Here is a 23,023-nt window from a genome sequence, read left to right as displayed (position 1 = left end):
GAGAGGGAGCGCACGGTGCAGGACTGTCCCAAGCCCTCACCCTGAGGCGAGAGGCGAAGCCGAACCTCGAAGGGCGAGGGCTCGTCCGACGGGAACAAGGCGGCGGACCGCCCTGCCCTGCAATCGGACTTAGGACAAGAAGTCCCCGTTGAGCGCCTGGGCAATCAACTGGCGGGTTTCGGCAACGCCGTAGAGCGCCACGAAGGAACCGAAGCGAGGGCCCTGGTCCTGACCGAGCAGCACTTGATAGAGCGCCTTGAACCAGTCCCGGAGCGGTTCGATCCCTGCGGATTTGCCGATCTCGTAGACGACGTTCTGGATCGCCTCGGCATCGGTCGACCCCTCGAGCGGCTCAAGCGCCACCGAAAGCGCTTCGAATGCCTTGCGCTCGGTGTCGGTCGCCGCCCTGAAGGTCTTGTTGGGCTTCACGAAGTCCGCAAAGTAGCGGATCGCATAGCCGGCCAGCCGGTCGAGTTCGGGATGGCTTTGCGGCGTGGCGCCCGGCACATAGCGGGAGATGAAGCCCCACAGCACAGCCTTGTCCTCGGCATTGGCCGCCGAAACCAGGTTGAGCAGCAGCGAGAAGGTGAGCGGCATGTTCGGGGAGCCGTGCTCGCCTTCATGCGGGTTGCCCGAATGGATGTGGAAGGCCGGGTTCTCAAGCCGCTCGGCTGCGCTCTGCCGGTCATAGGCGGAAACGAACTGGTAGTATTCGTCGACCGCGCGCGGGATGACATCGAAATAGAGCTTCTTGGCCGCCCGGGGCTTTTGATAGACGAACAGCGCCAGGCTTTCGGTGGGCGCATAGGCCAGCCATTCGTCGATCGAGATGCCATTGCCTTTCGACTTCGAGATCTTCTGCCCGTTCTGATCGAGGAACAGCTCATAGACGTAATGCTCGGGCGCCGGGGCACCGAGGATCTTGCAGATCCGGTCATAGATCGGCTGGTTGGACTGATGGTCCTTGCCGAACATCTCGAAATCGACCCCGAGCGCGGCCCAGCGCATGCCGAAATCGGGCTTCCACTGCATCTTGCAGTTGCCGCCGGTGACCGACATGGTGATTTCGGTGCCGTCTTCATCGTCAAAGGTGATTGTGCCGGCCTTGGCGTCGACATGCTTCATGGGCACATAGAGCACCCGGCCCGAGCTCGGCGAGATCGGCAGGAACGGGCTATAGGTCGCCTGCCGTTCCGGCCCGAGAGTTGGCAACATCACCTTCATGATGTCGTCGAACTTCTCGACCGCGTGCAACAGGGCCTCATCGAACTTGCCAGACTTGTAATAGTCCGTGGCGCTGGCGAACTCGTAGTCGAAGCCATAAGCGTCGAGGAACCGACACAGCATGGCGTTGTTGTGATCGGCAAAGCTGTCATGGTCGCTACCGAACGGGTTCGGCACGGCGGTCAGAGGCAGCTGCAGATAGGGCTCGAGCGCCTTGGGATCGGGCACCGTATCCGGGATCTTGCGCATGCCGTCCATATCGTCGGAAAAGCAGATCAGCCGGGTCGGGATTTCGTCGCGGGTCAACAACCGAAACGCCGTGCGCACCATGGTCGTGCGCGCGACCTCGCAGAAAGTGCCGATATGCGGCAGGCCGGACGGTCCGTAACCGGTCTCGAACACGGCCTCCTGTTTGCCCGATTTCTCCAGCCGTTTGACGATCTTGCGGGCCTCTTCGAAGGGCCAGGCGCGCGCGGTCTGCGCCGCATCGAACAATGCGGGATCAAGGGCTGGGAGTTGGGTGTTCGGCACTTTTCTTTCTCGTTTGTTGTCAGGCCCGGGAAGCGGGCCGGGCCGGTGTTGCACCGTTCCTGTCTGGCAGTCAACGGTTTCCCCCGAACGGCACGGCTTGCCAAGGGGCCCAGAGCTTCCTAGGTAAAGGCATCGGGACGACAAGGTTGAGGACATCGTCATGCCGCTTTCCGTACAGGAAGCCCTTATCTACATCATGGTCACCGTTTCGGCTTCGGACCGTTCGATGACCGACGAAGAGCTGCGCCGCATGGGATCGGTTGTCCGCAATCTGCCGATCTTTTCCGGCTTCGATGAAAACGACCTGCCGGACGTGGCGCGGCAATGCGCCGATCTCGTCAATTCGGAAGCCGGGCTGCAGGGCGTGCTGTCCGCAATCGGCGAGGCCGTGCCCCAGCATCTGGGCGACACCGCCTATGCGGTGGCCATGGAAGTGGCGGCGGCGGACCTTGTCGTGAACCCTGAAGAAGCACGCGTTCTGCAGCTTGTCGGCGAACGGCTCGGCGTTGATCGCCTGACCCGCGTGGCCATCGAGACAGCAGCGCGGGCCAGACACCGGGCGCTTTAGCGGCGATGGCGCTGTTCGGGCTCAGTGAAGGTCAGTTCCGTTTTGCCACCTTCGTGGCGATCTTCTTGATCATGACCCTGCTCGAGACAGCGCTGCCGCGGCGTGAGCGCCGGCATCAGCGGCTTGCGCGCTGGCCGACCAATATCGGGGTATTGATCGCCACCTTTGTGGCGGTTTCCATGATCACCTTCGTTGTGCCGATCACCGCCACGCTCACCGCGATCTGGGCGCAATCGAGCGGCTGGGGACTGTTCAACGTGGTTGGCTGGCCGGTCTGGCTTGAGGCGCTGATTGCGTTCGTGGTGCTCGATTTCGTCATCTGGGCGCAGCACTGGGTGATGCATCACGTGCCCGTCTTGTGGCGGGTTCACCGCGTGCATCACACTGATCAGGACCTCGATGCGAGCACGGCCGTGCGGTTCCACCCGGTCGAGATCATTCTCTCGATCGCGCTCAAATCGGCGGCGGTGCTGGCGCTGGGGGCGGATCCGATCGTCGTCGTGGTGTTCGAGGCCGCGGTCAATGGCGCGGCGTTGTTCAACCATGCCAATCTGAAGCTGAGCGGGGCGACCGATCGTGTTGTGCGCCTGTTCATCGTGACGCCCGACATGCATCGCGTGCACCACTCCTCGACCCTGGCCGAGACAAACTCCAACTACGGTTTTCTGCTTTCGCTCTGGGATCGGTTGTTCCGGGTCTACACAGACCAGCCGGCCAAGGGCCATGACGGCATGACCATCGGGCTCGAGGATTATCAGGCCGAAGGTCCGACCCGTCTGGGGTGGTCGCTCGGCTTGCCCTTCCGCAAGCGCTGATCAGTAGAATCCCACCGGGAACCATTTGAGATAATAGCCGTCGAGGGAGCCGTCGCGCTTGAGGCGTGCCAGCGCCCAGTTGATCGCCGCGCGCACCGAATCCTGCCCGGCCCTGACCGCGATAGTGAGGCCGGGCCCGAAATAGGCCCGATCAAAATAGGGATCGCCGGCGAAAGCGCAGCAATCGGGATGATCGTTGAGCCAGAATGAGGCCCGCATCGCATCGCCGAAATAGGCGTTGACTTCATTGTTGGCGACCGCCTCGAGCGCTTCGAACTCGGTGTCGAACGCCACCGCCTCATGCCAGGGAAAGAACGTCTTGAGATAGTCAGCGTGAACCGAGCCCTGCCGCACGGCAACGCGTGACATGACCTCCGGCCGGAACCCGGCGCCGGACTTCTCGGTCACGAAGCGGGCCGGCAGCGCCAGATAGACGTGAGAGAAATCGAATTTTTCAGCGGTCGCCTCGTCGATCGACAGCCCGGCAATCAGCGCATCGCCCTGGTTGTCGCTGAGCGCCTGCTGCACCTGCTCCCAGGGCCAGGTCTGGATGGTGCACCGTGCCTCGATCACAGCGCAGATGCCGCGGGCGAGGTCGATATTGAACCCGGTCAATTCACCCACCCCGTCGCGGAAGTTGAAGGGCGGAAAATCGCCGGTCGTCAGGAAGCGGATCGCAGGCACTTGCGCCAGATCCGGAGCTTCCTCACGTGCACTCGGATCAACATGATTGGGCAGGGTCTGGGCCACAATGGCCGCCATCGGCATCGACCACAGGCCGATCGCCAGCGCAGCCAGCGATGCTGCGCGCCACAACAAGCGTTTCAAGAGGAACTCCAACCGCATCCCCGTCATCGAGCGAGTTATGGCCCAGCGGCGCGCCGATGGCGAGACCTCAATCGTCATTTTGGGGATAGCAGTGCCCGCCAATGGGGCCCCGCTTTCTACACAGGAGAAACACGCAAGTGTTGCCGCGATGGAATGTTTGATCGCAATTTGTTTTAATTGATAGTGAATAAGTATTTCTGCGTAAAACCGAGTAACATGGACGCATTATTTCCGGATCAGCGCGCATTTCCGGCCAACAAGACTGACCAGTCCGATCCACGGGCGGCTCTTGTGCGCGCCATTCTGGGTTCGGCCTGCGAAAGCGCCGGACAAGCCGCTTCCATCCTCGAGACGGCGAATTTCGAAGGCGCCGATATCATGCGGCGCCTTGCTGTCATCGCCGATCTGCCGGAAGGCCGCGTGTATGCGCGGGCGGCGGCATGGCTGGGCCTTGCTTATTTCGATGTCATTCCCGCCAAGGCGCAATTCGGTGCGGAGGTCCCGTTCTCCGGGCAGATTGCGCAGCAAGCCAGCCTCAGAGCCCGCCTTGGCGCGCGCGATGTGCTGTTCGTTGCGCCGGGCTTTGAACAGTTGATCGCGCTGTCGAAGCGGTCTGACACCATGCGGGCGCTGGGTCCCGGCATCTGCGTGGTGCCGCCAGCGGCACTCAAGGCCGGTATCGCCCGACAACGGGAGGCGTGGCTGACGAGCGAAGCAACCGCCAGGCTTGGCCGTCTCAAGGGCCGGTTCAGCGCTGCCGACCATATCAGACCGGTAACCCGGCTCGGTTTCGCCCTCGCGGTCCTGGCCGTGACCACCCTGGCCGTTCTGGCGCCCGGCATGCTGCTGCCTTTGATCACGCCGCCGCTCGCGATCATCTATCTGGGACCGTCCCTGTTTCGGCTCATGGCGGCGTTGCGCACCAGGGGCTTCAACCGCCCGAAAGTCCGGCCGCGGAATCCGGGGCGATTGCCGGTGTATTCAATTCTGGTTCCGCTCTATGACGAGGCGGCGCTGGTGCCCCAGCTGTGTCAGGCGCTCAACGCTCTCGATTACCCGCGCGACAAGCTGGACATCAAGTTTGTGGTCGAGGCGGAAAGCCCGAAGACCATCGCGGCCGTCGAGGCGCATCTCGACAGAGGCCCTTTCGAGCTGATCGTGGTTCAGGATTCAGCGCCTCGCACCAAGCCCAAAGCGCTCAATTATGCCCTGCCCTTTGTCCGCGGGGAGTATCTCGTGGTCTTCGATGCCGAGGATGTCCCTGAACCGGACCAACTCCGCCTGGCCGTCGACCGGTTCGAGGCCGATCCCGGGCTCGACTGCCTGCAGGCGGAACTGGTCGTCGACAATGCGGCGGAGAACTTCCTCACCAAGATGTTCGCGAGCGAATATGCGGCCCAGTTCGGCCTGATCCTGCCGGCCATCGCAGGGGCGGGCCTGCCGGTTCCGTTGGGCGGTTCTTCCAATCATCTGCGGGCCGAAAGCCTCATGAAGGCTGGAGGCTGGGACAGCCACAACGTGACCGAGGATGCTGATCTCGGGGTTCGGCTGGCGCGGCTCGGCATGCGGTGCGAAACGCTGGTCTCGGCCACCTTCGAGGAGGCGCCGGTCACCATCAATGGCTGGGTGCGCCAGCGCACACGCTGGATGAAGGGCTGGATGCAGACCCTTCTCGTTCACAACCGCAACACCGGTGCGCTGTTCCGCCAGCTCGGCCCGGCCGGATTTCTGGCGTTCCAGATCTATGTCGGCGGGATGGCGTTGACCGCCCCTGTGCATGCGGCATTTCTGGCGATTATCCTCATCAAGAGCTTCACCTTCGGGGTGCTCAATATCTGGCCTGCCGACCCATGGATCGCCATCCATGGCGCAATCCTGCTCCTTGGATATGCCTGCAATGCCGTCACCCTCTATCTCGGGCTCAGGCGCTTTGGCCGGCAGCGCCATGCCGGCTGGCTTGCGCTTTTGCCGCTCTACTGGATCCTGTCGAGCATTGCCGGGCTGCGCGCCGCCTATCAGCTGTTTGCCAATCCCTTTGAATGGGAAAAGACCCGCCACGCCATGACGCGTTTGCCGCGGCAGGGGTTTGAGCGGATGGCACCCACTTCCGACGCCAAATGACAGGCCCTGCTTGACCGTTCTCCCGCTGTCTTGTCCAAATACGCAGCGCGGGACGGGCGAGAAGGGACGAGGGGATGATCCGGATTATTCGCTTGGCGCTGGCCGCGCCAGTTGCACTGTGGCTGCTTGCGGCGCCCGGGAGCGCGGGAGCAGCGGAGATCAAGACATTTCCTGACCGGGAAGAAGGCTGCACACTCTCCCTTGAGGGCCTGATCGAACCGGGTGACCGGCTCAAGCTCAAGGAGGCCATGGACCAGGTGTCCTGGGGCTGGCGCACGCTGTGCCTTGACAGTCCGGGCGGGTCACTTGCCGAGGCGGTGCGCATGGGCGCGCTGCTGCAAGGTGTCAGCACCCGCATAGAGGCCGGTCGCCGATGTGTTTCGGCCTGCGCGGTTCTGTTCATGGCGGGGCGCTGGCATATCGACAGCGAGGACGTAACTCTTCCCGACCGGGTCATGCACGCCACTGCGGGTCTCGGCTTTCATGCGCCGGCGCTCAGCATCGCGGAGGGCAATTATTCCGCCGACACAGTCGCCGAGGCCTATGACGTCTCCACCGAAGCGATCGCACAACTCATTTCCACCGCGGCCAACTGGCATTTCCCCAATGACCGGCTGACCGAGATGCTCGCCACTTCATTCAGCGACATGCGGATGATCGAAACCGTTGAAGATGCGGCGCGGTGGGACATCGAGGTGGCCGGCATCGACTGGCCGGAGACGATTACCCCGCGGCATGTCGTGTTCGCCTGCCAGAATGCGCTTCAGCAGGTCAACGATCTCAGGCGGGCCACAAACAGCACCACGGCCAGTCTTTCTGACACTGATGTGTCGACGGAATTCAAGGCTATCACCAGGGATGCGTATGACGGTGCCAGGACTTTGACGAGCGTCTATTTCGGGTTCGGCGATGAAGGCGACACCAATTGTTCGCTGGATTTCTATCCGTTCCAGAACGAACGCAGAATGGTCGATGCCAACTATGTGCGGCTCCCAGAGCCCGTCGAAGTCTCGGGTTACATGTTCTATCCCGGCGGAATGCGTCTCGCGGATCTCGCCGCCGGGCGCCGGCCAGAAGAAGGCGACTGGCAGGTCCGTGAACGGCGGGAGGCAACCTGCACAGTCGTTCGTGATGGCCAGGTCACCGACCAGGAAGTTTGTGACGCCATTATCGTCACCCGCCTGAGTGCCGATCTCAACATGGAGGGACGCACGCGTTTCGGTCGTTTCACCTGGCCGTCAGGCGCCGTGACCTCTTTCGAGCACGGACCGGAACGCACCTTGGTCAACGGCAAGCCCGGTGACTATGTCGGCTGGATCGACGAGCCCGAGCAGCTCGGGAATTGCTTGCACAATATCGAGCTGGGCAGCCTGTTCTGCCACGACAGCTACGCGATACCGGCCTATTTCGAGCAATGAGATGGAGCGGGTGAAGGGAATCGAACCCTCGTCTTAAGCTTGGGAAGCTCCTGCTCTACCATTGAGCTACACCCGCATGGCCGCAGCGCGATGCGCCGGGGCCTTATGTGCGTCAAAGCGCGGCGGCGGTCAAGATGCCGTATCGAAGGGTTTGAAGTGCTTGGAGAGCTTGAGGCTCTGGGCCTGGTAATTCGAGCCCAGATCGCTGCCATAGAGCAGCCTCGGGCGCTCGGCCATGCGTTCGTAAACCAGCCGTCCGATGGTCTGGCCGTCTTCGACGAGGAAGGGCACTTCGCGGCTTCTGACCTCGAGGACCGCGCGGCTGCCGCGGCCGCCGGCCGCGTCATGGCCGAAGCCCGGGTCGAAGAAGCCCGCATAGTGCACTCGGAATTCACCGACCAGCGGATCGAAAGGCACCATCTCCGCGGCATAGTCGGGCGGCACGTGCACCGCCTCACGGCTGACGAGGATGTAGAACTCATCCGGATCGAAGGTCAGGGCGTGGTTGCCGCGATCGTAGAGCGGTTCCCAATAATCGAGCACGTCGAGCGCAGCCTTCTTGTCGACATCGACAACCCCGGTATGGCGCTTGGAACGGAAGCCGATCAGGCCACCCCGGCCTTCGCCGTTGAGATCGATCGAAAGGGACACGCCGTCCCCGATCTGCGGATTGTCGGAGAAGACCAGCGTTTCGCTCTCATTGAGCGCGCGATGCTCGTCAGCATCGAGCACGGTATGGCCACGCCGAAAGCGGATCTGGCTCAGCCGCGAGCCGCGCCGAACCAGCACCGGGAAGGTGCGTGGGCTGATCTCGAGATAGAGCGGTCCCTTATAGCCGGGCTCGATGGTGTCGAAGGAGCGGGCATTATCCGCGATCACACGGGTGAAGATATCGAGGCGCCCGGTCGAGGATTTGGGGTTGGTCGTCGCGCTCACATCTTCGGGCAGGGCCAATGCCTCGATCAGCGGCACGATATAAACGCAGCCGCGCTCCAGCACGGCGCCGGCAGTCAGATCAATCTCGTGAAGCAGCAGATCCGCGATGCGGTCGGTCACCTTGTGGTCCGGTCCTGGCAGAAAACTGGCGCGCACGCGATAGGCGCGGTCGTCCAGGCGCAGATCCAGGCTGGCGGGCTGCACCTGATCTGCATCGAAGCCTCCGCCATCGAATATGGCGCCCTGGCTGGCGAGATCGTCGATCATGCGGGCGGAGAAAATGCCCTTGGGTGAAGTGTCGCCCATCGGGAGCCCTTCAGCTGTGTGGTGCTCACCCCTAGCAATCCGAGCGATTGACGCCAAGGCGCAATTGGCCTTAGATCACAGCCTGGTGGCGATTTGGCCGGCCGATTGCAGCCACCATGGACCGGGTTCGTTGAAAACCGCTCCTAAAACAAACTGCTAAAGGACCGTCTGTACCGGCCCACGCGGCCGGTATTTTTGTTTGGAGACCGAGATGAGCGCGCGCGACAAGAACCCCCTTTCCTCTCCGGCCAACTGGTCGGCCAGCACGCGGCTGGTGCATGGCGGCGTCGAGAGAAGCCAGCATGGAGAAACCGCCGAACCGATCTATTTGAATTCGGGTTATGTCTATCCGGATTCAGATGATGCGGCGGCGCGGTTCAAGGGCGACAGCCCGGGTCACATCTATTCGCGTTTCTCCAATCCCACGGTCGAGACCTTTCAGGACCGCATGGCCATGCTGGAAGGGGCGGAATCAGCGCGCGGCACCGCCACCGGCATGGCGGCGGTCACGGTCTCTCTGATGAGCCAGGTCAGGGCCGGCGATCACGTCGTGGCAGCGCGGGCATTGTTCGGGTCGTGCCGCTATGTGGTCGAGGACTTCCTGCCGCGCTGGGGCGTCGAGACCACGCTGGTGGATGGCGAAGATCCGCAGAATTTCGCCCGGGCGATGAAGCCGAATACAAAGGCCGTGTTTATCGAAAGCCCGACCAACCCCACCCTGTCCCTGGTCGATATCGCGGCTGTGGCCGATATCGCCCATGCCCACAACGCCGTGCTGATCGTCGACAATGTATTCGCCACCGCGCTGTGGCAGCACCCGCTCGAGCTCGGGGCCGATCTCGTCGTTTATTCGGCGACCAAGCACATCGATGGGCAGGGCCGGGTTCTCGGCGGCGTGGTGCTGGGATCTCAGGAGTTGATCGGCGGCGACATTCACGCCTTCATCCGGCAGACCGGCCCCTCGATGAGCCCGTTCAACGCCTGGGTGCTGGCCAAGGGCGTCGAGACCCTGCCGGTGCGCGTTCGCGCCATGACCGACTCGGCTGCCAGGCTTGCCGAATTCCTTGCCGACCATCCCAAGATCGAGCGGGTCTATTACCCGCATCACAAGAGCCACCCGCAATACGAGCTTGCGAAAAGGCAGATGGAGGCCGGCTCGTCCATGATCGCCTTCGAGGTGAAGGGCGGTCAGGCGGGCGCCTTTGCCGCTGCCGACGGGCTGGCGGTGATCCGCATTTCGAACAATCTCGGGGATGCCAAATCGATCATCACCCACCCCACCACCACGACCCATCAGCGGTTCGAGGAAGAGGTGCGGCTCGAGCAGGGGATCACGCCTGGACTACTGCGCCTGTCGGTCGGGCTCGAGGACACGAACGATCTGTTGAAGGATCTCGATTTCGCCCTGTCAGCGGTCTAGGCCGCTTTCGGGTCCAGTATCCGAGAAACGCTGGCGCGCGAGCATCAGCCGTGCGCCGGCGGTGATGAAGCATCCGATGCCGAACAAAATAGCCAGGAGCGGGAAGTAGGCCGGCATCAGGCACAACAGCACGAAGAAGGCGATGGTCTCGGTGCCCTCGAGCAGGCCACCGGTGAAATAGAGCGATTTCGATCCGCGCTCCTCGGTCTCTTCCCCATGGCGTTCGGCCAGCACCGCATAGCCGAGAAAGCTCGCCCCGTTCACATAGAACGAGAGCAGCAGAAAGCCTCCCGCCACCCCGTTGCGCGCCGGATCGGCAAGGATGAATCCCAGCGGCACCGCGCCGTAGAACAGGAAATCGGCGAGGATATCGAAATAGCCACCAAAGTCGGTCTTGCGTGTGGCGCGGGCCACCGCCCCGTCGAGCCCGTCGGCGATGCGCGACAGTAGAATCAGCACCAGCGCCAGTGCCATCCAGCTCACCGAGATGCTCACGGCCGCCGCCAGGCCCAGGAGCAGGCCCAGCGCCGTGATGGCGTCCGCGGTGATGCCGAGCCTGGCCAGCGCAGCACCGGCCCGGTTCAGGGGCGGGTCGATATAGGGGCGTAAATGCTTGTCGAACATGGTTTCTCCCGCAATCTGACTAGCACAGCCAGACGGCGCTGCGCGTCATTTGTTCGTGACGGATACGCGAGCGCAACCGGTTGTGCGAGCCCTAACAAAGCGTCTCGCCAGCGCTTCGCCAACCGGCTATAGGCTTGGGATATGGAACTCCGGCCTGTCCTCATGATCACCGGCGCGTTGACCGCCACGCTCGGCTGCTCGATGTTTCTGCCGGCGATCGCAGATGCCATGGTCGGGCATCCGGACTGGATGGTGTTCGTGTCCGCGGGGCTGATCACCTCCTTTGTCGGTGCCGGTGTGTGGACCGCCTCTTCGGGCGGTGAGCAGACGATGAATGCGCGCCAGGCATTCCTTCTGACCGCGACGCTGTGGATCGTTCTCGCTTTCTTTGCCGCGCTGCCGCTGTATTTTTCCGAACTCAGCCTGTCCTTCACCGATGCCTATTTCGAGGCCATGTCGGGGCTCACCACCACCGGCTCGACGGTGATCACGGGGCTTGATGTGGCGCCACCGGGGATCCTGTTATGGCGCGGGTTGCTGCAATGGTTCGGAGGGTTGGGGATCGTCGTCATGGCGATTGCCGTCCTGCCGATGTTGCAGATCGGCGGCATGCAGATGTTCAAGGCCGAGGCCTTCGACACGCCGGAAAAGATCCTGCCCCGCGCTGCCCAGATCGCCGGAACGATGACTGCGATCTACCTGGTGCTCACCGGGGTATGCGCCGCTGCCTACTGGGCTGCCGGGATGGGTTTGTTCGATGCGGTTGTGCATGCGATGACCACTGTGGCGACCGGGGGCTATTCAACCCATGATGCCTCGATCGGGCACTATGATTCAGGGCCGATCGATTATGTCGGGGTTACCTTCATGATCTTGGGTTCGCTGCCCTTCCTGCTCTATATCCGCGCCACCCAGGGCTCGCTGATGCCGCTTTTCCGCGACAGCCAGGTTCGGGCCTTTCTTGGCATCGTGGCGGTGGCGACGCTGGTGCTGTTCTATATCCAGCTCACCAATACCGAACACACCGGAGAGCCGGCCTTCCGGCAGGCCCTGTTCAACTCCGTTTCGGTGATCACCGGCACCGGCTACGCCACCGAGGATTATGACAATTGGGGGCATCACGCGATCGCGCTGATGTTCGTCCTGACCTTTCTTGGCGGCTGCGCCGGGTCGACGAGCTGCGGCATCAAAACCTTCCGGTTGCAGGTGCTCTATATCGAACTGCGCCAGCATGTGCGGCAGATCCTGTTCCCCTCCGGGGTCTTCGTCAGGCGATACAATGGCCGGGTCTTGCCCGACAGCGTCGCCGCCTCGGTGATGAGCTTCGTCTTTGTCTATTTCGTTGCGTTCTTCCTGTTGGCTTTGGCGCTCAGCCTCACCGGGCTCAATCCACTGGAATCGCTTTCGGGTGCGGCCACCTCGATCTCCAATGTCGGGCCGGGGCTGGGCGAGCGGATCGGGCCGGCGGGCACCTTCCAGAGCGTCAATGATACGGCGAAATGGATCCTGACCGCCGGGATGCTGCTCGGGCGGCTCGAACTCTTCACGGTGCTGGTCGTGTTCATGCCGCGCTTCTGGCGGGCCTGACAGACCTCGGAACTATTCCGCTGCCTCGGGGCTGCGCGGCCGGTCGTGATGGGCGCCGGCAATGAGCTCGCGGAAGCTCGGCGCACCAGGGGTGAGGAAGATCCAGCGCAACAGCGCACCGACATCGGCACCGATGCCCATGAAGGCCGGCACGATGAACAGCACCAGCGCGGTTGCCACACCCAGCCCGAAGACAATGGTGATCGCCATGGGGATCAGCAATTGCGCCTGCAGGCTGGTCTCGAACAGGATCGGGGTCAGCCCGCCGATTGTTGTCAGGGAGGTCAGAAGCACGGCGCGAAGCCGGTCCCGCGCGGCGCCGGTTGCCGCCTCACGCAGACTGTCGCCCTCGGCCAGACGGTCCTGCAGCCGGGAAATGAGCACGATCGAGTCGTTGACCAGGATGCCGGACAGGCCCAGCAGGCCCATGGCCGAGATAAAGGTCAGATCGAAGCCCATGACATAGTGGCCCCAGATCGCCCCGACGACCCCGAACGGAATGATCAGCATCACCGCCAGCGGGGCGGTGTAAGAGGCGAAGATCCAGGCGATGATGATGTACATCACCCCGAGCGCCACGAACGCGCCAAGCCGCAGATCGGCGAAGGCGTCCTCCTGATCGGCCTGCGTCCCCTCGAAGGAATAGGTGATGCCGTAGCGGCCCGCGATTTCGGGCAGGTAGCTGGCGTCGAGCTGGGCAACCAATTCATCGGTGTCGGCGGCGCCTTCATCGACATCGGCCTGCACATTGATCGTGGTCTTGCCGTCTTCTCGGAAGATGCGGCGGAAGGTCTGTTCCTCGTCGAAGCTGACGACCGAGGAGATCGGCACGAAGCCGCCCGAGGGCGCCCGCACCCAAAGGCCGCGCAGGGCATCGGAGCCCGAAGCCTCCGATCCGCGCTGCAGGCGAATTGCGATTTCTTCTTCGCCGGCAGCGACCCGGCGCACGGTGCGGCCTTCGAAGGCATCGCGGATCTGGGTACCAAGCGAGTTGAGATCGAATCCCAGCGCCGCGCCCCGATCGGTGAGCGTCATGGTCATCTCGGGGCTGCCATAGGACAAGGTGTCGGATAGTGAGTTGATGCCGGGAAAGCCCTCAAGCACTTCCTGCACGTCCTCGGAGGCCTGTTTGAGGGTGGCGATATCACCGCCCGACAAAGCAATATCGATGGCGCGGCTCGGCGGGCCGCCACGGAACTCGCGCACATTCATGCGCTCGACCCCGGCAATGTTGGGCACGGCCTCTTCGATCGCAGCGCGGATCGCATCCGAGCGCACGCTGCGTTCTTCGCTGGGGGTCAGATAAACTTCGAGCCAGGCGTTGGAATCCGCCACATCGAGGCTGGCATAGGTGGTGACGAACAGCTTCTCGCCTTCAGGGGCGAGATCGCTTTCGATGCCGGACACGACACCTTCAAAATCGGTCATGATGCCGGCCATGCGCTCTTCAGGAATGCCCGGCTGGAACTGCGCAGACAACCGGATCACCTCGCCCTCGACCGAGGGGAAGAACTGAAAGCCGATCATGCCCGAGGGCAACAAGGCGCCCACGACCATCGCCACGCCGAGTGCGGCGGATACGGTCACATAGCGCCACCGATAGGTGAGATCGGAGAACCAGCCGAATATCCGGTCCCGGAAAAAGGCAAAGCCGCGGTCGAAATGGCGACGGAACCACCAGGGCCGCCGGCGCTCCTTGGGCAGGGTGTGAGCCAGATGCCCGGGCAGGATGAGGAAACACTCGACAAGGCTCGCCACCAGGACCGCCATGACGACCATCGGAATGGCACTCATGAAAGCGCCGACAAATCCTTCGATCATCAGCAAGGGGCCAAAGGCGGCCATGGTGGTCAGGCTGGCGGCGATGACCGGCGCGGCCATGCGTCCGGCGCCGTTGATCGCAGCGTCCGACCGGCTGTCGCCCATGGCGTATCGGGTCGCCGTGTGTTCGCCCACCACAATGGCATCATCGACAATGATCCCCAGCGTCATCATCAGGGCGAACATCGAGATCATGTCGAGGGTCTGCCCGGTCAGGAACATGATGCCCAGCGTCGCCAGGATCGAGACCGGTATGCCGACCGCCACCCAGAAGGCGATGCGGAAGTCGAGGAAGGCGAACAGGATCACCAGAACCAGTATGAGGCCCAGTGCGCCGTTGGAGATCAGCAGCCAGAGCCGGTCGTCGACCAGTTCGGCGGCCGCGTCGAAGACCACGATATTGAGGGTGGCCGGCAGGGTGGGCCGAACCTCCTCGACATAGGACTTGATGGTCTCATAGACCTCGATGGTGTCGTCTTCAGCGGAGCGGGAAACCCGCAGGCGTATTCCCGGTTCACCGCGCAGATAGCCGACCCCCTGCCCTTCGGCATAGGTGTCTTCGACGGTGGCCACATCACCCAGCGTCAGCGCGTTGCCGGCGGCATCCGAGCGGATCTCGGTCGCGGCAAGATCATGAGCCGTCACATCGCGGGCAACGGCACGGATCTGAGCGTTGAATTCACCCGGCAGCGAGCCCGAGGGCTGGTCGGCGATATTGGCATTGATGGCGGTCGAAATGTCGTTGAGCGTCAGATCGAGCTGACGCAGCCGCGCGTCGTCGGCGGTGATCAAGATCTCGCGGTCGCGATAGCCTGTCATTTCCACCCGGTCGACGCCCTTGTCGAGCAGGCCGTCGCGGATGGTGCGCGCATAACGGCGCAGAACCGTCTCGGAGAACGGACCGGAAATGCCTACGGACGCCACGGGATCGAAGAATTTCTGCTCCTGGACCGAGGGATCCTCGGCGCTTTCGGGCAGGTTGGGCACCGCATCCACCGCCTGCTGAACGCGATCGACCGCATCCTGCATGTTGGTGCTGCTCTGGAAGAAGAGCTGGATCTGCGCCCGGCCCTCAAAAGCACGCGAACTCATGCGCGTTACCCCGTCGAGGAAGCGCACCGCCGGTTCGATCGGTTGCAGGATATTCTCGGTCACATCCGACGCGCTGGCCCCGCTCCAGGAGATCGAGATATTGACCATCTGGGTCTCGACCGTGGGCATAATCTGACGGTTGAGCTGCGCGACCCCCCAGGTGCCGAACAGGATCATGAGGATCATCAGGAGGTTGGCCGCATTGCGGTGGCGCACGAAGCGCGCCAGCAGCCCGGTGCTGCGCTCGATGGCGGGGCGCATCAGCCGCGCCTCCCCGGTCCGCCGCTGGAGCCGGTCATGGCTCGCGTGCCGCCCCTGACCGAGCCGGCATTGTTGTTCTGCGGACGGCGCGAGGCACGGTCGCCAGTGCTGTTGGTCGTCGCATTCCCGCCGTCGCTGGCTTCGGACCCCTCGCCCGCATCACCACCTTCAGCGCCCGGCCTGCCGGGTCCGCCTTCACGCCCGAATTGTGGTTCATCGCCTTCAACGCGAACCTTCACGCCATCGCCGGCCTGGGCCAGCCGGGTCGTGGCAATGCGGGTACCCGGCTCGATATCGGCGCGGATCAGCACCTGGCCGGCATCGCGGGCCACGACGGTGGCCGGCACGGATTGCAGGGCCCCATCGACGATGATGAAGACGTGGTCATTGTCATAGACCGCCATTTCGGGCAGGCGCAGTACGCCTTCGAGCGCCGGTCCCTCGACCGAGATCGCCACGAAGGTGCCCGGGCGGATCCCGGCATCGGCCTCGCCTTCAAGGCTGGCGAACACGGTAACGCCGCCGGTCGCGGCATCGATCTCTGCGCCGGTGCGGGTGATGGCGCCGGTCAGCACCACGGGGTCGGGTTCGATGTCCCAACGAGCCTCGATGGTCCGTCCGATCAGCCCGTCGCGGGTCAGCCGGCCATATTCATCGTCCGAGAGGGTGAACCGCACTTCGAGCGCGTCGCGGTCATAGATCCGGCCGATCACCTCGTTGGTGGTGACGGCCCCACCCATCGCTGCATTGGCTGACACGACCACGCCGTCGAAAGGTGCGGTGATGGTGGTATTATCGAGGGAACGCTGGGCACGCTCAGCGACAAGCTGGGCGGTACGGATGGCGCTTTGCTGGCGCTCGATCGCGGTTTCCTGTGTCGCAACCGCGCTCTGGCTCTGGCGCACGGCCTGGCGGCGCTGGGCCACGATAAGGCGGGATTCCTGAAGGGCCTGCTCGGTGATCGAGCCCCCTTCAAGCAGGGTCTCGGCGCGCTGCAGATCGGCCTCCGCCGCATCGAGCTGGGTTTGCGCCAGTTCGAGATTGACCTGCTCGCGGCTCAAGGCCTCGCGGCTTTCAACGAGCCCGAGCCTGGCTTGTGCCAGTCCGGCTTCCGCGTCGGCGAGGGTGCTTTCATAATCGAAGCGATCGACGGTCACCAGTTCCTCGCCGGTCTCGACCTCGCCACCGGGCAGAAGGTTCGGCGACACCGACTGGATCTGCCCGCCGACCTGGGCGCGAATATCCACGGCGCGCGATGCCAGAACTTCGCCAAAGGCGGTGATCGAAGGGCGTACGGTGACGGGTTGCGCATCCACCGCCGTCACAGTGAAGCTGCGCTCGAAAGCGCGCCGCTCGACCGGTTCCGGGCGCGAAGCGATCATCTGGTTGGCGGCGAACCAGGCCCCTGCGAGGATTGCAACGGCAACCAGCAGGCGAGCGGACACGGCGAAAAAGCTCGCGCGCGGCTTCGCCCGGCGCGATGCGGCGTGATGGCGGTCATGGGCAAAGTCGTCTCCCGCGCTTGCGGATTGCGGCGTCTTGTCCAAATCGCGTCCTTTCAAGTGGTCGCATCAGTTTAAGTGAGCCCGGAATCGGCCACAAATGAAACTTTGGAAAGGTTCCCCGGCGGATTTGAGGCAATGGCCTGCCAGACAACAAAAAAGCCGGTATCGCTACCGGCTTTCTTGTTGTTTTTCTTCCCCGAGGCCTCAATCGTCCTCGAACCCGAACTGGTTCGGATTGAACTTGTAGACCGTCGAGCAGAAATCGCAGGTCACCTCGATCTCGCCATCGACCACCATCGAGGCCCGCTGTTCGGCGTCGAACCCCATCAGCATGGTCTCGACCCGCTCTGCCGAGCATGAGCACCGGGCTTCGAGCGGGTTCGGTTCGAACACGCGCACGCCGGTTTCGTGATAAAGCCGGAACAACAGTCGTTCGGGCGAGATCTCGGGGTCGACCAGTTCGAGGTCGTCGACGGTCGACAGGTGCGATTTCGCCTCTGTCCAGTTGTCCGCCTCGACAAAGCTCTTGTCGGCAGTCTCGTCATTGTCGAAATCGCCGTCGCCGGGCAGGTCAGGCATCGAACGGCCGGTCTCGCCCTCCGGCAGGTGTTGCAGGAGAATGCCGCCCGAGCGCCACCGCGGACCGTCTTCGCCCCTTGTCGAGAGCTGGGCCACTGCCAGGCGGACCTGGGTCGGGATCTGCTCGGACTGGGCGAAATAGCGATGCGCGATTTCCTCGAGCGAGGAACCGTCGAGTTCGACCACGCCCTGATAGCGATCCATATGCGGCCCCTGGTCGATGGTCATGACCAGCGCGCCCTTTCCAAGCAGATCAGCCGGCGCAGTGCGGCCTTCCTCGGCAGCCTTTTTCAGCGCCTCGGAATCGTGCCGCGCATAGGCGCGCATGCCGTCAGGCGCCTGGAAGTCGGCCACCAGCAGGCTGACCGGCCCGTCCGTCTGGGTCTGGAGAATGAACTTCCCCTCGAATTTGAGCGAGGAGCCGATCAAGGCGGTCAGGGTCATCGCCTCACCAAGCAGCCTTGCCACCGGCACCGGATAATCGTGCCGGGACAGGATCTCGTCGAGCGAATCCCCGAGCCGCACGATGCGGCCACGCGCATCGAGCTGGTCGAGGGAAAAAGGAACAAGCATATCATCGCCGCTTTCGGGGCGGTTGAGCCCCACGGCCTCGAGCAGTCCGGTCATCAGATGTCTTCAACCCCTAGTGCCCAGCACAGTATCGCTTTTTGGGCATGCAGCCTGTTCTCCGCTTCGTCGAACACCACCGATCGGGGACCGTCCATGACCTCATTGGTCACTTCGTCGCCGCGGTGAGCGGGCAGGCAATGCATAAAGATCGCATCTTTGGCGGCGTTTTCAAGCAAACGGGCGTTCACTTGATAGGGAGCGAGGATCTGGCGGCGTTCGTCCGCGTCCTCGTCGCCCATCGACACCCAGGTGTCGGTCAGCACCAGGTCGGCGCCTTCGACAGCCGCGTGGGGATCCGTGGTCGTCGCCACCAGGTCGCCGGCTTCGGCGATCTCCGCGGCGAGATACTGGTCCGGTCCGTATTCCTCAGGGTGCGCGATCGAGAGCTTGATGCCCATGATACGCGCCGCCTTGACCCAGGAGGCGAGCACATTGTTGCTGTCGCCGACCCAGGCGACGCGGGCCTGGTTGATCGGGCCGCGATGCTCTTCGAAAGTCTGGATGTCGGCCATCACCTGGCAAGGGTGCACCCGGCGGGTCAGGCCGTTGATGACGGGCACCGAAGAGGCGCCGGCCAGTTCCATCAGGTCGTCATGCTCGAGGATGCGGATCATGATCGCATCGACATAGCGCGACATCACCCGTGCGGTGTCGGCAATCGTTTCTTCGCGGGCGAGTTGCATCTCGTGCCCGGTCAGCATCAGGGTCTGGCCGCCGAGCTGGCGCATACCGACATCGAAAGAAACACGGGTCCGGGTCGACTGGCGCTCGAAGATCATGGCCAGCACCTTGTCGGCGAGCGGGCGCGGGCGGTCGCCCTCGGCATAGGCCTGTTTGAGGCGCTTGGAGAGCTCGAGCAGGGCGCGGAGCTCGTCTGCGGTGAAATCGCTGAGCGTCAGAAAATGTCTCGGGGTCGCAGTCATCTCAGACTGTCCTTTCAGTCAGGGCATTCGGGCAGGGTGCTGCCTTACGCGTCGAGTTCGTCGAAGGCCTGGGTGATCTTTTCGATCGCCTCGTCGATATCGGCCTTCTCAACGATCAGGGGCGGCAGGAGCCGCACCACGTTTTCGCCGGCAGCCACGGTCAGCAGATGGTGCTGACGCAGGCGGGCGACGAAGTCCCGGGTCGCGATTTCCGGGCTCAGGCGGAAGCCGGCGATCAGGCCGCGTCCGCGAATTTCGGTGATGTGATCGGGATATTTCTGCATGAGCTGCTGCAGCTGCCATGCGAGATATTTCCCCATTTCCTCGACATGCGGAATGAAGCCGGGTTCCAGCACCACGTCGAGCACCGCATTGCCGATCGAACAGGCAAGCGGATTGCCGCCATAGGTCGAGCCATGAGTGCCGGGCACCATGACCTTGCCGACTTCCTCGGTCGCCAGGCAAGCACCAAGCGGGAAGCCGCCGCCAATGCCCTTGGCAACGGCCATCAGATCCGGAGTGATACCGGCCCATTCATGAGCGAAGAACTTGCCCGTACGGCCATAGCCGCACTGGATCTCGTCAAGGATCAACAAGAGCCCGTTCTCGTCGCACAGCTTGCGCAGGCCCCGCAGGAATTCATCCGGGAATGCGGTGACCCCACCCTCCCCCTGAACGGGCTCGATCAGGATGGCGCAGGTCTTGTCGCTGATTGCGTTCTTGACGAGGGCCAGATCGCCAGGCTCGACCTGGACGAAGCCGGGAAGCGCGGGACCGAAGCCTTCGAGATAGGACGGGTTGCCGCCTGCCGCGATCGTGCCGAGGGTCCGGCCATGGAAGGCCCCCTTGAAGGTGATGACCTCGTAGCGGCCGGGCTCGCCCTTGTCGTGGAAATAGCGGCGCGCGGTCTTGATCGCGCATTCCATCGCCTCGGCACCCGAATTTGTGAAGAACACCCGGTCGGCGAAAGTCGCCTCGGCGAGGCGCCTTCCCAGTTCCTCCTGCTGGGGGATCTGGAAGATATTGGAGACGTGCCAGAGCTTTTCGCCCTGTGTCTTCAGCCGTTCGACGAGATGCGGATGTGCGTGGCCCAGCGCGGTGACGGCGATGCCGCCCGCGAAATCGAGATAGTCCGAGCCGTCAGCGGTGAACAGTCGCACGCCCTCGCCCCGCTCGAAAGCGAGTTCGGACCGGGCATACGAGCCATAAAGCGCTGACATGTCGACTATCCTAGCTGTGTTTGCCGACCACAGCACGGGGCACGGCAAAACGGGGGCCTAAAACCAAAAACGCGCCGTCTAGGGCTTTTCCCACGCGACGGCACGTTCATTTGTCCGTTTCTGTATGGCGGCAAGCCGTGAGCATGTCAATTGCCCCGGCCAAAGGGGCAAAAGGCGGGCGGAATAGCCGGTCTGCCCGGGCATTTCAACCCGGCAACTACCGACGTTGCCCCCTCGCAACATTTTGCGGGGATATTGGAGAGCGACTCTTGTCACGGATTCCGGCGCTCATGTACAGTAAGGGTATGGGAGCACGACATCTCGTGCGGCGGACCCACTAAGCACACGACAGATTGTGTTTTTCCGGATTTCGACATCCGGAGGGGTCCGGGATTCTATCCAGGAATCCTCCAGACGAACACTTTAGGGGATCACCATGGCGTGGACAGACGAAAGAGTTGAACTTCTCAAAAAGCTCTGGATGGAAGGTCTGAGCGCCAGCCAGATCGCCGCCGAGCTTGGCGAGGGGGTCACCCGCAACGCTGTCATCGGCAAAGTCCACCGGCTCAAGCTGTCTGGCCGGGCCAAGCCCGCCTCGACCGCATCGCGTGCCCGCAAGCCGCGTGCGTCCAATCCGGCGCCCCGGCGGCCAAGCGGCGCCTCCTCCTCGAGCGCGGCGAGCGCCATCGCCAAGCGCCGGCAGATGACCAGCGCGCCGATGATCGGGGCCACGGCCCTCAAATATGACGCGGAGACCGATGCCGAGACCCTGGCGGTCGCGGATACTTCGGCCGAACTTTACATCGAGCCGGAAAAGCGGGTCGATCTGATGGGGCTCAACGAGCACACCTGCAAATGGCCGATCGGCGATCCGATGAGCGAGGATTTCTATTTCTGCGGCCGGCACTCGGATGAAGGCCGCCCCTATTGCGAATTCCACTCCCGCCGCGCCTATCACGCGGTTGAACGCAAGAAAAAGTAGGCTTCTCCCTGTGGCGTCCTGGGGCCGCTGACGATCGCGGCCTCTCTTTTTTGAGACCGCCACCGGAGATGAAAAACCCCGCCATTCAGCGGGGTTTTGTTTGTCCGGCGGGTGGTGCTGCGCTCAGCTCACAACCGTGAAGTTCTCGTCGAACGCGTAGCCGGCGCCCCGCACGGTGCGGATCGGGTCGCGCACACGGCCGCGATTGATGGCCTTGCGCAACCGCCCCACATGAACATCGACGGTCCGTTCGTCGACATAGACGTCATGGCCCCACACCCCGTCGAGCAATTGCTCGCGCGAATAGACCCGGCCCGGGTTCTGCATGAGATATTCAAGCAGGCGATATTCGGTCGGGCCGAGATGAACCTCCCTGCCCCCGCGCCGGACCCGATGGGTCTCACGATCGAGTTCGATATCGCCGGCCTTGAGGGTCACGCTCAAAAGGGTCGGATTGGTGCGGCGCAGCAGCGCCCGGATACGGGCGACCAGTTCGGGGACCGAGAAGGGTTTGACCATGTAGTCATCGGCCCCGGTGGCGAGACCCCGTACCCGTTCTTCTTCTTCGCTGCGGGCCGTCAGCATGATGATCGGCACGCGGGCCGTTGCCTCTCGCGTGCGCCAGCGGCGGCACAGTTCGATCCCGGAGAGGCCCGGCAGCATCCAGTCGAGCAGGATGATATCGGGCACGGCCTCGCGCATCTGGAGATCGGCCTCGTCGCCGCTCTCCACACATTGCACGCGATAGCCTTCGGCCTCGAGATTGTAGCGCATCATCAAGGCGAGATCGGTTTCGTCTTCGACGATCAGGACAAGGGGAGCCACGGCTCAGGTCTCCATCGCGCCGGCAGGCCGGACCCCTTCCGGGGTCCGAACCAGCGGCATGCTAGCAGATTTGCGCAATCGGGTGTCCGACGCCGGCCGTTCAGCCGACCGTTCCCATGCTGTCGCTTTCAAGCACCAGGCTCTTGCCGGTCTTGAGATAATAGGCTGCCTCGGCAATGTTGGTGGCGTGGTCGCCGGCCCGCTCGAGGTTCTTGGCGCAGAACAGCAGATGCGTACAGTCCGAGATGTTGCGCGGATCTTCCATCATATAGGTTAGGAATTCGCGGAACAGCGACATGTAGAGGCTGTCGAGTTCGTCATCGCGCCGGCAAACCTCAACCGCGCCGATCTCGTCGCGGGCGTTGAAGACATCGAGCGCACGGTCGATCTGCCGCAAGGCCAGTTCCGACATGTGCTTGAGGCCCGAATAAAGCTGGGCCGACATTTGCCGGTCACCGATCTCGATGGTGCGACGGCCGATATTCTTGGCCATGTCGCCGATACGCTCGAGATCGGTCGCCACGTGAATGGTCGAGATGATCTGGCGAAGGTCAGAGGCCATGGGTTGCCGGCGCGCGATCATGGAGACGGCCAGGTCATCGATCCGGCGCTGCATGTCGTCGACTTCCTGATCGGATTTCACGACGCCACGCGCCAGTTCGTCGTCCATGCGCACAAGGCCATTCACCGAATTGGTGACCGCCTGTTCGACAAGCCCGCCCATCTCGGAGATGAGGCGCGCGAGTTCCTTCAATTCGTCTTCATAGGACGAGACGATGTGTTCGGATGAGGGTTCAACCATCGCTC

18 protein-coding genes and 1 tRNA gene are annotated in these 23,023 nt (G+C 63.1%); 7 read left to right on the top strand and 12 right to left on the bottom strand.

Annotated features, from left to right (window positions below; translation table 11 throughout):
* Positions 1-129: 129 nt before the first annotated feature.
* Positions 130-1,755 (bottom strand): lysine--tRNA ligase, encoded by a 1,626-nt coding sequence (locus tag G489_RS0111420; RefSeq protein ID WP_029041637.1) that lies wholly within the window; start codon positions 1,753-1,755, stop codon positions 130-132.
* Between the two features lie 160 nt (positions 1,756-1,915).
* On the opposite strand from G489_RS0111420, the gene G489_RS0111415 reads away from it, so the two are divergent.
* On the top strand, positions 1,916-2,323 hold the full coding sequence (locus G489_RS0111415; protein WP_029041636.1) for a tellurite resistance TerB family protein: 408 nt from the start codon (positions 1,916-1,918) through the stop codon (positions 2,321-2,323).
* 5 nt (positions 2,324-2,328) lie between these two features.
* The gene (locus G489_RS0111410; RefSeq protein WP_029041635.1) at positions 2,329-3,138 is read left to right on the top strand and encodes a sterol desaturase family protein; all 810 of its coding nucleotides are present in this window, start codon (positions 2,329-2,331) and stop codon (positions 3,136-3,138) included.
* On the opposite strand, the gene G489_RS0111405 is transcribed toward G489_RS0111410, so the two are convergent.
* A complete protein-coding gene (locus G489_RS0111405; protein ID WP_162142426.1) occupies positions 3,139-3,966 on the bottom strand; it encodes a transporter substrate-binding domain-containing protein in 828 nt (275 codons plus the stop codon).
* 216 nt (positions 3,967-4,182) lie between these two features.
* On the opposite strand from G489_RS0111405, the gene G489_RS20275 reads away from it, so the two are divergent.
* Together G489_RS20275 and G489_RS0111395 are read left to right on the top strand one after the other, a co-directional pair.
* Entirely contained in the window at positions 4,183-6,087 is a 1,905-nt protein-coding gene (locus tag G489_RS20275; RefSeq protein WP_051332567.1) for a glycosyltransferase family 2 protein, read from the top strand.
* Between the two features lie 74 nt (positions 6,088-6,161).
* Positions 6,162-7,505 (top strand): COG3904 family protein, encoded by a 1,344-nt coding sequence (locus G489_RS0111395; RefSeq protein ID WP_029041633.1) that lies wholly within the window; start codon positions 6,162-6,164, stop codon positions 7,503-7,505.
* Between the two features lie 2 nt (positions 7,506-7,507).
* On the opposite strand, the gene G489_RS0111390 is transcribed toward G489_RS0111395, so the two are convergent.
* Together G489_RS0111390 and G489_RS0111385 are read right to left on the bottom strand one after the other, a co-directional pair.
* Positions 7,508-7,581, bottom strand: a tRNA-Gly gene (locus tag G489_RS0111390).
* Positions 7,582-7,634: 53 nt separating this feature from the next.
* Entirely contained in the window at positions 7,635-8,747 is a 1,113-nt protein-coding gene (locus tag G489_RS0111385; RefSeq protein ID WP_029041632.1) for a 2'-deoxycytidine 5'-triphosphate deaminase, read from the bottom strand.
* 211 nt (positions 8,748-8,958) lie between these two features.
* Here G489_RS0111385 and metZ point away from each other — a divergent pair, with 211 nt between their 5' ends.
* On the top strand, positions 8,959-10,167 hold the full coding sequence (gene metZ / locus G489_RS0111380) for an O-succinylhomoserine sulfhydrylase (protein WP_029041631.1): 1,209 nt from the start codon (positions 8,959-8,961) through the stop codon (positions 10,165-10,167).
* Here the strand turns inward: metZ and G489_RS0111375 are convergent.
* Positions 10,156-10,791 (bottom strand): CDP-alcohol phosphatidyltransferase family protein, encoded by a 636-nt coding sequence (locus tag G489_RS0111375; protein ID WP_029041630.1) that lies wholly within the window; start codon positions 10,789-10,791, stop codon positions 10,156-10,158. The genes metZ and G489_RS0111375 overlap by 12 nt on opposite strands.
* A gap of 141 nt (positions 10,792-10,932) precedes the next feature.
* Between G489_RS0111375 and G489_RS0111370 the strand changes: the two genes are divergently transcribed.
* Positions 10,933-12,378: a TrkH family potassium uptake protein gene (locus G489_RS0111370; RefSeq protein WP_029041629.1), complete on the top strand. Its 1,446-nt coding sequence runs from the start codon at positions 10,933-10,935 to the stop codon at positions 12,376-12,378.
* 12 nt (positions 12,379-12,390) lie between these two features.
* Here G489_RS0111370 and G489_RS20270 read toward each other — a convergent pair whose 3' ends face one another.
* The 5 genes from G489_RS20270 to G489_RS0111345 form a co-directional block, all read right to left on the bottom strand.
* Entirely contained in the window at positions 12,391-15,552 is a 3,162-nt protein-coding gene (locus G489_RS20270) for an efflux RND transporter permease subunit (protein WP_051332566.1), read from the bottom strand.
* Complete coding sequence (locus G489_RS0111360; protein ID WP_029041628.1) at positions 15,552-17,099, bottom strand: efflux RND transporter periplasmic adaptor subunit; 1,548 nt, start codon at positions 17,097-17,099, stop codon at positions 15,552-15,554. The genes G489_RS20270 and G489_RS0111360 overlap by 1 nt, the downstream gene beginning before the upstream one ends.
* Positions 17,100-17,261: 162 nt before the next feature.
* Entirely contained in the window at positions 17,262-18,263 is a 1,002-nt protein-coding gene (locus G489_RS0111355) for an Hsp33 family molecular chaperone (RefSeq protein WP_051332565.1), read from the bottom strand.
* Positions 18,263-19,189 carry an ornithine carbamoyltransferase gene (argF, locus tag G489_RS0111350; protein WP_029041626.1) on the bottom strand — a complete coding sequence of 309 codons (927 nt, stop codon included), beginning with the start codon at positions 19,187-19,189 and terminating at the stop codon, positions 18,263-18,265. The genes G489_RS0111355 and argF overlap by 1 nt, the downstream gene beginning before the upstream one ends.
* 44 nt (positions 19,190-19,233) lie before the next feature.
* The gene (locus G489_RS0111345; protein ID WP_035872516.1) at positions 19,234-20,409 is read right to left on the bottom strand and encodes an aspartate aminotransferase family protein; all 1,176 of its coding nucleotides are present in this window, start codon (positions 20,407-20,409) and stop codon (positions 19,234-19,236) included.
* 436 nt (positions 20,410-20,845) lie between these two features.
* Here G489_RS0111345 and G489_RS0111340 point away from each other — a divergent pair, with 436 nt between their 5' ends.
* A complete protein-coding gene (locus G489_RS0111340) occupies positions 20,846-21,391 on the top strand; it encodes a GcrA family cell cycle regulator (RefSeq protein ID WP_029041624.1) in 546 nt (181 codons plus the stop codon).
* Between the two features lie 123 nt (positions 21,392-21,514).
* Here G489_RS0111340 and phoB read toward each other — a convergent pair whose 3' ends face one another.
* Positions 21,515-22,216, bottom strand: a complete 702-nt coding sequence (gene phoB, locus G489_RS0111335; protein ID WP_029041623.1) for a phosphate regulon transcriptional regulator PhoB — start codon at positions 22,214-22,216, stop codon at positions 21,515-21,517.
* A gap of 100 nt (positions 22,217-22,316) precedes the next feature.
* Complete coding sequence (gene phoU / locus G489_RS20265) at positions 22,317-23,018, bottom strand: phosphate signaling complex protein PhoU (RefSeq protein WP_035872514.1); 702 nt, start codon at positions 23,016-23,018, stop codon at positions 22,317-22,319.
* Between the last annotated feature and the right edge of the window lie 5 nt (positions 23,019-23,023).

It is taken from the genome of Cucumibacter marinus DSM 18995 (assembly GCF_000429865.1).
GTDB classification, from domain to species: domain Bacteria; phylum Pseudomonadota; class Alphaproteobacteria; order Rhizobiales; family Devosiaceae; genus Cucumibacter; species Cucumibacter marinus.
Note: the sequence above shows the minus strand (reverse complement) of the source record. Positions and strands in the feature narration are given on the sequence as shown.